The 8,919-nt window shown below is 70.8% G+C and carries 12 protein-coding genes; 3 read left to right on the top strand and 9 right to left on the bottom strand.

Going from position 1 to position 8,919, the window contains the following annotated elements; genetic code table 11:
• Nucleotides 1–115: 115 nt before the first annotated feature.
• From AB0H87_RS17685 to AB0H87_RS17675, 3 genes are read right to left on the bottom strand one after another with little or no spacing between them, the layout of a single operon-like run.
• Nucleotides 116–901: an alpha/beta hydrolase gene (locus AB0H87_RS17685; protein WP_360146038.1), complete on the bottom strand. Its 786-nt coding sequence runs from the start codon at nt 899–901 to the stop codon at nt 116–118.
• The gene (locus tag AB0H87_RS17680) at nt 889–1,350 is read right to left on the bottom strand and encodes an SRPBCC domain-containing protein (RefSeq protein ID WP_360146035.1); all 462 of its coding nucleotides are present in this window, start codon (nt 1,348–1,350) and stop codon (nt 889–891) included. The genes AB0H87_RS17685 and AB0H87_RS17680 overlap by 13 nt, the downstream gene beginning before the upstream one ends.
• Nucleotides 1,347–1,682 carry a metalloregulator ArsR/SmtB family transcription factor gene (locus tag AB0H87_RS17675; RefSeq protein WP_360146032.1) on the bottom strand — a complete coding sequence of 112 codons (336 nt, stop codon included), beginning with the start codon at nt 1,680–1,682 and terminating at the stop codon, nt 1,347–1,349. The genes AB0H87_RS17680 and AB0H87_RS17675 overlap by 4 nt, the downstream gene beginning before the upstream one ends.
• Nucleotides 1,683–1,768: 86 nt before the next feature.
• Between AB0H87_RS17675 and AB0H87_RS17670 the strand changes: the two genes are divergently transcribed.
• Nucleotides 1,769–2,128 carry a hypothetical protein gene (locus tag AB0H87_RS17670; RefSeq protein ID WP_360146029.1) on the top strand — a complete coding sequence of 120 codons (360 nt, stop codon included), beginning with the start codon at nt 1,769–1,771 and terminating at the stop codon, nt 2,126–2,128.
• Between the two features lie 4 nt (nt 2,129–2,132).
• Here AB0H87_RS17670 and AB0H87_RS17665 read toward each other — a convergent pair whose 3' ends face one another.
• Genes AB0H87_RS17665 through AB0H87_RS17655 form a run of 3 tightly spaced genes read right to left on the bottom strand, consistent with a single transcriptional unit; the run spans nt 2,133 to nt 3,953 of the window.
• Entirely contained in the window at nt 2,133–2,699 is a 567-nt protein-coding gene (locus AB0H87_RS17665) for a flavin reductase family protein (RefSeq protein WP_360146026.1), read from the bottom strand.
• Nucleotides 2,700–2,733: 34 nt separating this feature from the next.
• Entirely contained in the window at nt 2,734–3,522 is a 789-nt protein-coding gene (locus AB0H87_RS17660) for a hypothetical protein (RefSeq protein WP_360146023.1), read from the bottom strand.
• Nucleotides 3,523–3,536: 14 nt separating this feature from the next.
• A complete protein-coding gene (locus AB0H87_RS17655) occupies nt 3,537–3,953 on the bottom strand; it encodes a hypothetical protein (RefSeq protein ID WP_360146020.1) in 417 nt (138 codons plus the stop codon).
• Between the two features lie 102 nt (nt 3,954–4,055).
• Between AB0H87_RS17655 and AB0H87_RS17650 the strand changes: the two genes are divergently transcribed.
• A complete protein-coding gene (locus AB0H87_RS17650) occupies nt 4,056–4,925 on the top strand; it encodes an alpha/beta hydrolase (RefSeq protein ID WP_360146017.1) in 870 nt (289 codons plus the stop codon).
• Between the two features lie 16 nt (nt 4,926–4,941).
• Nucleotides 4,942–5,481 carry a hypothetical protein gene (locus AB0H87_RS17645; protein WP_360146014.1) on the top strand — a complete coding sequence of 180 codons (540 nt, stop codon included), beginning with the start codon at nt 4,942–4,944 and terminating at the stop codon, nt 5,479–5,481.
• Here the strand turns inward: AB0H87_RS17645 and AB0H87_RS17640 are convergent.
• From AB0H87_RS17640 to AB0H87_RS17630, 3 genes are all read right to left on the bottom strand, one after another.
• Nucleotides 5,478–6,671, bottom strand: a complete 1,194-nt coding sequence (locus AB0H87_RS17640) for an FAD-dependent oxidoreductase (RefSeq protein WP_360146011.1) — start codon at nt 6,669–6,671, stop codon at nt 5,478–5,480. The two genes, AB0H87_RS17645 and AB0H87_RS17640, sit on opposite strands and share 4 nt — an antisense overlap.
• A 927-nt stretch (nt 6,672–7,598) precedes the next feature.
• On the bottom strand, nt 7,599–7,790 hold the full coding sequence (locus AB0H87_RS17635; RefSeq protein WP_360146008.1) for a DUF397 domain-containing protein: 192 nt from the start codon (nt 7,788–7,790) through the stop codon (nt 7,599–7,601).
• A 176-nt stretch (nt 7,791–7,966) separates the two neighbouring features.
• Nucleotides 7,967–8,167 (bottom strand): DUF397 domain-containing protein, encoded by a 201-nt coding sequence (locus AB0H87_RS17630; protein ID WP_360146005.1) that lies wholly within the window; start codon nt 8,165–8,167, stop codon nt 7,967–7,969.
• Nucleotides 8,168–8,919: the final 752 nt, after the last annotated feature.

The raw sequence follows: 8,919 nt of genomic DNA, 5'->3' as shown, positions 1-8,919 counted from the left end.
CCAGAGTCAGCCGAGGAGCGACCCAAGCGCAGCGCCCGGCTGGCCGGGCGACGGGCGGAAGTTCAAGAGCGCGATGAGTAGAGAGCGCGGTCGGCGGAGACGTCGACCAGCGCTCTCACCGGTCTCCGAAAAAGTCCGTCAGGATCGGGCCCAACTCCTCCGGGGCCACGTCGTGGGTCTGGTCCGGGAGCTCGCGGTGTTGCGCCCCTGGGACCGCTTCCGCCGTCGACTTTGCGGCGACGCGCAGGTTGTCCGGGCTTGCGGTGCCGGCGGCGACCAGGGTCGGCACGGTCACCGCGCCGGCGATCTCACGGGGCACCGCGCTGTCGCCCATGACGGTGTTGTCGTAGGCCAGGGTCGGTGCGATCGCCTCGACCATCGGCCAGAACGGCTGCGTCCGCATCCCCGCGACCATCTCCGGCGGCAGGCCGACCGAGGTCATGAACAGCTCAACCGCGTCGCCGTCACGGCCCGCCGACAACAGCGAGCCGAGGCGGGCCGTGTACGAAGAGCTCCACGCGCCGCCGTCGGTCTCCGAGACGAAGGGTGGCTCGTAGAGGGCCAGCCGCGAGAACGGAACGCCGGCGGCCGCCGCGTGCAGCAGCAGGGCCGCGCCCGAGGAGATGCCGTAGGCGAAGGCCTCGCCGCCGGCCTCCGTGACCAGGGCCCGCAGGTCGTCGATCTCCTTCTCGACGGCGTACGGTGCCGTGTCGCCGCTGTCACCGCGGCCGCGGCGGTCGTACGCGTACACCGTGAAGTGCTTGCCCAGAAGCGCTGCCAGCGGGCGCATCGGGCCCGAGGCGCGGTAGCACATCGCGCCGTCGACCAGGATCACCGGTGGGCCGTCGCCCGTGCGTTCGAATGCGATCGTCGTGCCGTCGGTGGACGTCACCTTTCCCATGTCGTACCCCCTCCAATGCTTTCCAGGTAGGCCGCGAAGCGGTCGAGGCTGGTCTGGAACCCGGCGCGGGCCGCGGCGCTGCGGTACGCGGCCGGCACGTTGGTCTGGTGCGTGATCACCTCGGTGCGGCCGTCGGCGAGCACGCTGAACGTGACCGTCGTCTTCATCCCGCCCTGCGACTCCGGCTCGACCCAGACCAGGCGGCGCGGGCGGTCGATCTCCACATAGACAGCGCGCATCGTGTAGGTGCTGCCGTTCTGGTCGTTGACCATGGTCGTCTCGAAAGCGCCGCCGGGGCGCAGGTCGACGACGATCCCGTCGAGCGGCGTGGTCGTGCCGGTCGGGCCCCAGAAATGCGTCAGGTGCGCCGGGTCGGTCATGCAGTCGAAGAGCAGCTCCGGCGGTGCGTCGTGCACGCGGCGGTAGGTGAGCTCGCCCGGGTCGGTCATGCGGACTCCTTCGTGCGCAGCCGCGCGATGTGCTCGTCGAGACGGTCGTAGCGGTCGGCCCAGATGCGCCGGTGCTCCGCGATCCACCCGGCGGCGCTGTCGAGGCGCACCGCGTCGAGGGCGCACGGGCGCGCCTGTGCGGCCCGGGTGCGGCGCACGAGCTGGGCCTTCTCCAGCACCTTGATGTGCTTGGAGATCGCCTGCTGGCTCATCGCGAACGGCTCGGCGAGCTGGTTGACCGTCGCGTCGCCGCGGGCCAGGCGTTCCAGGATGGCGCGCCGGGTCGGGTCGGCCAGGGCGCCGAAGACCAGGCTGAGCTCGTCGGTGGTCACGCCTCCGACCCTATCCACAACCAGCTCGTTGCACAACCATTTAGTTGTGTACGCGGAGCGTCGTCGATGTGTAACGATCGACAGTGATGAGCCTCCTCGTGCACGCGTACGTCCGCGGCCCCGCCGGCGAGATGGTCTTCCTCGACGGCCCGGCCGGCTCCGACCTGGCCGGCCCGACGACCGCGCGCACCGGCATCTACGGCGCCCCGTGCGTGGTGGCGCTGGGGGCCAGGATGCTGCCGATGCTCGCGACACAGGACGTGTACGCCGAGACCGCCGCCGAACTCGACGCCCTCGACGCCGACTGCCGGTTGCTCCTCGACAACATCGGCTACGTCTCGGCGTCGGTGGGCCGCGACCCGGACTTCGTCGCGCAGCGGCTGCGCAACATCGCCGGGGCGATAAAGCGCGCCCGCAAGGCCGGCGGCGCCGTCGTCATCTGGTGAGGCCTCAGTCCTGGTAGGCCTTCCACAGCACCATTCGCTCGCGCAGGTCGACCAGGTCGCCGTCGGCGTTGAAGGTGCCGTCGCCGTTGTGGTGGAAGGTCCGGTGCTCGGCCCGCCCGCTGTTGACCCAGACCTGCTGGGCCTGCAGGATCACGAGCCCGCTGTACGCGTCGGCGAGCGAGTCGTCCAGCATCGTGCACTCCACATTGGCCAGGCACTCGGCGACCAGCGGTGCGGCAACGTGTTGCGCCTTCTTCTCGGTGAACCCGAACCGGTCGAACTTGTCGACCTCGAAGCCCGAGCAGTTGCCGATGTCGACCACCTGCTCGGCCAGGTCGACGCCCGGCACCCCGATCACGCACTCACCGGTCTCGGCCAACGACTCCTGCGAGAAGTCACCGGGCGAGACGATCGCCGCGAGCACGCCCTCGTGCGAGATCACCATATGGAACCCGACGGTCATCAGGTTGGCCCGCCCCGCCTTGTTGCGGGTGGAGACGAGGATGGTCGGTCCGGATTCGAGCACGCGGTACGTCTTGGCGCCGGGCAGCTTGTGCCATGAGTCGGCCATGATCGCGCCCCCTCTCCTCCGACCATAGGCCGGGCTAGCTTCCGCCGGCCAGGTCGGTGCAGTAGGCGACCGTGGCGTCGTCCGGGGCGATGCCGGCCGCCTGTTCCGCCGCGCGTACCCGACGGATGATCTCTTCTGGTCCGGTCGTCCGCAGCGTGACCAGCGCCTGGGCCCAGTCCGCGGCGTGGAAGCGGTCGACGTAGCGGCTGGCACCGTTGCTGAGCAGGGCCGCCTCGGCGGCCGCCACCGTGCCGGTGACCGCCTGGGCCGCCGCGCGCGGGTCGTCCTTGGCGAGCCAGAACCCACCGTCCTGGTTGCGGTTGGCCCGCAACGCCTCCACGTACACGCGCCTGGCCCGTTCCCGTTCGGCACTCCCGTCCGCCGCGGCGTCATAGACCTCCTGATAGGGCCGCCGAAACACCACCTCCCGCCGGTCCTCGACGACGATGGGCGCGGCTCCGAGCAACAGAACCGAGTCACCGAGTACGAGGTAGTCCGCCCGATCGTCCGCCGAGCGCAGGATGGCCACGGTGGCGGACGGACTGCTGGGGTCGGCCAGGTCGCAGGTGTCCCGATGCAGGTCGGCCACGGCCTCGATGGCGTCGCGCAGCACCTCGGCGAGCGCCCCACCGTCGAATGCGAGGCGCGCGACCAGCTCACCGCCCAACCGCGTGGTGTACCAGGCGACCCCGTGTCGACAGATCGCCTCGATGCCCGGCGTCCCGGCACCGTCGAGCAACACGGCGAACCCCGGCGCGGCGACGAAGAAGTCCTCGTTGACGCCGCCCCGCGCCGCCGGTGCCGTCGCCATTGCCACGCGCATGAGCGCCCTCCTGGTCAGCCCAGCCGGTCGAGACCGGCGGTGATGGCGGCGCGGAGCTGGTCGCCGTAGCCGTCCGCCGGCAGCGCGCCGACGTGCGCGGAGGCACACTCGAACGCGCCGCGTGCGGCAACGGTGTCACCCAAGCTCTCCTGGGCCAAGGCCACGGCGACATGCAACGAGGGAAGGAAGGCCGCGACCCGGTCGTCGTCGACGGTGACCGCATGCCGCAGGGCCGTCTGGTTCCACCGCAGCGTCTGCGCCACGTCGTCCTGGTGGCGAGCCAGGTAGTGCGCCGCCACACAGGCGTCGTAGTCGTCGGCCTGACTGGCCCACGCCTGCTCGAACAGCACCCGCGCGTCGGCGGGCCGCCCCTCCGCCTCGGCCAGCATCCCTTGCTGACAAAGCTGAAGCACCGGATTGCTGAGGTCCACCGTTATTCTCCCGTCGCTCGCCTACGTCCGGCGATCCTGGGGCCTCGACCCACTCGAGGGTCAAGAGCGTTTGGGCCATGATCAGCTGGGTACGGTCCTGCGATGTTCGATGGGTTCACGCTCGACAACGTCGACGTCGGTGAGGTCACGCTGCGGGTCAGGCACGGTGGTTCCGGCCCGGCGGTCGTCCTGCTGCACGGCCATCCCCGCACGCACACGACCTGGCACGCCGTCGCACCCAGGCTGGCCGCGCGGCACCACGTGGTGACGCCTGATCTTCGGGGGTACGGCCGGTCGACGCTTCCGCCGGACGAGCCCGACCACGCGCAGTCGAGCAAGCGCGCCATGGCCCGCGACGTCGCGCGGTTGATGACGCACCTCGGGCACGAACGGTTCGCCGTGGTCGGACACGACCGTGGCGCGCTGGTCGCGTTCCGCACGGCGATGGACCATCAGGACCGGGTCTCGCACCTCGTGGTGATGGACGGCCTCCCGGTGGTCGAGCATCTCGAGCGCACCGACGCCGTCTTCGCCCGCGCCTGGTGGCACTGGTGGTTCCTCGGCCAGACCGACAAGCCGGCGGAACGCGTGATCTGTGCGGACCCGGACGCCTGGTACCGCACACCCGAACCGGCCGCGATGGGCGCCGACAACCACGCCGACGTGTGGTCGGCCCTCCGCGACCCGGCGGTCGTACACGGAATGTGCGAGGACTATCGGGCCGGCCTGGGCATCGACCGGTCCCACGACGAGGCGGACCGCGACGCGGGCCGCCAGATCACCTGCCCGGCGATGCTGCTGGAGTCGGCAAACGACGACCTGAACATCCACGGCGACCCGGCCGCGATCTGGACACCGTGGCTAGCCCAGCCACTCCGGCACCGTGTGATCGACAGCGGCCACCATCAGGCGGAGCAGGCCCCAACGGCGGTGGCCGCCGAACTGCTCGACTTTCTGAACGGCAACCACTAGGCGGTACGGTCTCGGCATGTCCGATCGCGACCTCCTGGACCACATCCGCGCGACGCCGTGGATCGCCGAGTCCCTGGCCCAGTTCGACTTCGACCTGTCCCGTGTGGACAACGGCCCGGTCGAGCCGGTCCACCTGGCCGGCGGCGAGCCGCTCGAGATGGTCGCCGGCGACGGCGGCGGCGGCGCGTTCATGCTGGTGGGGGACGGCGCCGACCGGCCGGTCGTCTACGTCGGCTCCGAAGGCGAGGGCGGCCTCGTCGCGACCACCCTGCGCGACGCGCTGGCCCTGGTCGTCGGCCTGTCCAGCATCCACGACGCCACCGCGTACCCGCTCGGCGACGACGGCGGTGCGAAGCTGCGCGCCTGGCTGGCCGAAGCGGACGCCGAGATCCGCGCCGACTGGCCCGACCTGGACGCCGACCGCCGACGCCTCCAGGAGGAGCTGTCGCTGCCGCCGGCCACCGACCTGCTCGACGACCTCCACCGGGCCGCGGCCGACGACCACTACCGCCCGATCAGCGAGGCCGGCGACGTCTACGCCGCCATGGTCGCCTAGACGAGATGCTCCGGGCGGACGCCCAGGCCGACGGCTCGGGCGGCGAGGCGCTGCAGCCACGCCGTCCGGTCGAGCACGCGCATCGGCGCGGGGACTTGCACCGCGCCGGTCGTGTGCAGCAGCGGGTCGACCACCCGGCGCTGCGCCAGGCGTTGCGCCGCCTGGGTGACCACGGTCGGGAAGTGCCGCCGCCGCTCGACCGCGGCCAGGTCCGCGTCGCGCAGTGTCCCGGCGGCCAGCGCCGGGCCGAGGATCCGGGCCGTCGCCACCGCGTCCTGGACGGCCAGGTTGATGCCGACGCCGCCGATCGGGGACATCGCGTGCGCGGCGTCGCCGATCAGCAGCGCTCCCGGCACCGACCACCGCCGCAGCCGGTTCAGGCGTACGGTCAGCAGCCGCACGTCGTCCCAGCTCGCGACCTCGCCCACCCGGTCGGCCAGGTGCGGCGCCCGCGCGGCGATCCGCGCCCGGAACGCGTCGAGCCCGTCCGCTCGCACCTGGTCATAGCCGCCCTTGGCGATCACGTACGCACACTGGAAGTAATCGCCCCGGTCGATGCAGAGCATCAGTCCGCCGGCACCCACCCGCATGTCGAGCCCGGCCGGCTCGTCGGCCCGCCGGGAAAGCCGGAACCAGAGCACGTCCATCGGCGCGCCGAACTCCTGCGGCCGCAGCCCGAGCCGCTCCCGCACGGTGGAGGTGCGGCCGTCGCAGGCGACGGTGAGCCGGGCCCGCACCTCGCGCCCGTCCGCGGTGCGCACGCCAACCACCCGCTCACCTGCGCGCAGCACGTCGACCACCTCGGCCGACCGCAGCAAGGTGAACGACGGAAACGCGGCCGCGGCGTCGGCGAGAAGATCCAGGAAGTCCCACTGCGGCAGGAAGAGCACGTGACGATGCCGGCCGGGCAGCCGACTGAAGTCGGCAACCCGCACCGTGCCGTCGTCGAAGGTCACCCGCAGGTCGTCAACGGGGCGCCCGGGCCGGCGCGCGAGGGCCGCACCGAGGCCGATCTCGTCGAGGAGGTTCAACGTGGACGGGTGCACGGTGTCGCCGCGAAAGTCGCGGAGGAAGTCGGCGTGCTTCTCCAACACCACGACCTCGACACCTTGGCGCGCGAGCAAGAGACCCAGCACGACACCGGCGGGCCCACCACCCACGACACACACTGTTGTCTTGACGACGACCACCCCGCAGACCTCACCAGGGTACGGCGATCATCAATGGAGAGCACCCCTCCATACCGAGTCGCGGCGCCTGCCCGGCCGCCGCGTTGGGTTCGGAGGGCCCGACGCCGGCGTGTGACCGGTGCGCGGCGTGCTTTGCCGCCCCGACCAATGAGCAACACTTACCCATGCCAGGCGCCCAATCGCGGCCGCGTCGTGTCCGGTTCGAATAGGCCTGGCGCTGGGGTGCGGCCGGTGACGGTGCGAATGCCGCTGCCGTGAACGCCAGCCATCAATAGGCGCCCATCCTTGCCGGGTGGGTCGAGCGTGGGGGACGTGCCCGGTTCGGACATGCCTTGCGCTGGCGTGCAGCCCGGCGGGGCCCTGAATAGCGCCACGGTCGACGGCCCGGCAAATGTCGGGTCGTGCGATCCGCGGGATGCGTCCGGGTCGGACGAGCCTGTCCCTGGTGTGTGGCCCGGGCGGCGGCTTGAACGCCGGGACGGTGATGACCGGCAATGTCGGGTCGCCTTCGTGGGCGACGTATCCGGTTGAGGCCGGCCTGGCTCTGGTGTGTGTCCTGGGCGGCGGCGGCTTGAATGCCGCGACGGGGCGATGGCCGGCAATGGCGGGTCGTGTGATCGCGGCCGATGCGTCCGGTGGACGAGCCTGGCGCATGCTAAGCCGGTCACCTGAATGGCGCCGCGGTCAACGGCCGGCGGAGGGGCCACGGCAGCCTGCGCTCGCGGCGGTCAAGGCGCTGAGCCGGCGGGGTTGAGCGCCTTGACCGGCCTCGCGAGGCGGTTGGACGACTGTGTCGGCGGACTTGCCGTGGCTACACCGCCGGCCTTCGTGGCCGGGCGATGTGCGCTTGATAGGGGGCGCCCCCGCCTGCGGCGGTTGAGGGTCGGGGACGGTGGAGCGAGCGGCGGGTCGCTCCGGATGCACCGGCTAAGGGTGCGGCTCGTTGTGGCGGATACCGGCGACGAACTCGCTCCACGCTGAGCGAGAGAAGAGCACCACTTCCCCGTTGGGGTCCTTCGAGTCCCGGACCGCCACGGATCGGCCCACTTCGGCGACCTCGACACAGGCGCCGCTGGCGCACCTCCGTCGCCACTCAATCCCGGACGGATCAATTGGCATTTGAACCAGCCTCCTTGTGTTCCCAAGGAGTCAGCGTAGGCAACAGCCGGGACAGAAGGAACGGAATGCCACGTCATTGCGCCGGACAAATGCGATATGTCGTTAATGCCGTTACTGCGCACACCGTGCCAAGAGAGGCGCGCTATTGCCTCCGGCGCGCCTCTCCTGAGCGTCGCTCAATTGACGTCGAATTCGCCGTTCTTCACGCCGACAAGGAAGTCGTTGAAGCCAAGCCGGGTGAATGACAGCGCGGGCGCCTCGGGCTGCTTGGAGTCGCGCATCAGCACGGCGTCCGACAGGTCAGCCACTTCCACGCATGCTCCGGTCGCGCAACGGCTGCTCTTGCGCCAGTTGGGAGCCGTGGTCCTGTTCGTCAACGGTTAACCTTTCTCACGATACTGCAGGATTCTGTCTATAAGGCGCCACGCCAACTGCCGGTTGGGCTCACTATTGGCTTGGTCTTGTTCGTGATGGTTTTGGATCATGTCCGCGATCATCGACGAGGCTGTGCTGCCGTCCTTTCGGCATCGCCACCCCTCTTGGTCATCCCCTCCGGCCAGGTAGTGGATCACCAAGGTGGCGAGCTCGAAACGGAGCATCTGACAAATCGAGGAGTGCGAGACCGACCAGGCCCCGCACCAAAGGCGCGCGACAGCGCAGCCGGCCAAGCGTGATCGCCGCCGCGCCGCCGCTCCGGCCGGAAGCGATCGGCCCAGCGGCCCGGTGCGCACCAGGACGGCCAGGCAACGGCCGCCCGTTGGCGGCCGAGTGGTGAGGGCCTGGTGCAGTTCGTACAACCGGGACCGCCCGGCCGGCAATGCTCGCGCGTGGACCTCGTGGCGCTGTCACGCTCGGAGCGGCAGGCATGTCCGTTCCGGCACTGCTCGCGCGTGGACCTTGCGGCGCTGTCATGGTCGGGGCGGCAGGCATGTCCGTTCCGACAGTGCTCCCGCGTGGACCTTGCGGCGTCGTCATGGTCGGGGCGGCGGGTGTGTCTGTTCCGGCACTGCTCGCGCGTGGACTTTGTGGCGCTGTCATGGTCGGGGCGGCGGGTGTGTCTGTTCCGGCACTGCTCGCGCGTGGACTTTGCGGCGCTGTCATGGTCGGGGCGGCGGGTGTGTCTGTTCCG

The organism is Asanoa sp. NPDC050611, assembly GCF_040654855.1.
GTDB lineage: Bacteria > Actinomycetota > Actinomycetes > Mycobacteriales > Micromonosporaceae > Asanoa.
The sequence above is the reverse complement of the archived record's forward strand: the minus strand, read 5'-3'. Positions and strand labels throughout refer to the sequence as shown.

Coding starts and splice junctions, on each gene's coding strand:
- AB0H87_RS17635 (WP_360146008.1), bottom strand. CDS start 7,790: ATGCCAATTGATCCGTCCGGGATTGAGTGGCGACGGAGGTGCGCCAGC.
- AB0H87_RS17685 (WP_360146038.1), bottom strand. CDS start 901: ATGGGAAAGGTGACGTCCACCGACGGCACGACGATCGCATTCGAACGC.
- AB0H87_RS17670 (WP_360146029.1), top strand. CDS start 1,769: ATGAGCCTCCTCGTGCACGCGTACGTCCGCGGCCCCGCCGGCGAGATG.
- AB0H87_RS17665 (WP_360146026.1), bottom strand. CDS start 2,699: ATGGCCGACTCATGGCACAAGCTGCCCGGCGCCAAGACGTACCGCGTG.
- AB0H87_RS17660 (WP_360146023.1), bottom strand. CDS start 3,522: ATGCGCGTGGCAATGGCGACGGCACCGGCGGCGCGGGGCGGCGTCAAC.
- AB0H87_RS17680 (WP_360146035.1), bottom strand. CDS start 1,350: ATGACCGACCCGGGCGAGCTCACCTACCGCCGCGTGCACGACGCACCG.
- AB0H87_RS17650 (WP_360146017.1), top strand. CDS start 4,056: ATGTTCGATGGGTTCACGCTCGACAACGTCGACGTCGGTGAGGTCACG.
- AB0H87_RS17645 (WP_360146014.1), top strand. CDS start 4,942: ATGTCCGATCGCGACCTCCTGGACCACATCCGCGCGACGCCGTGGATC.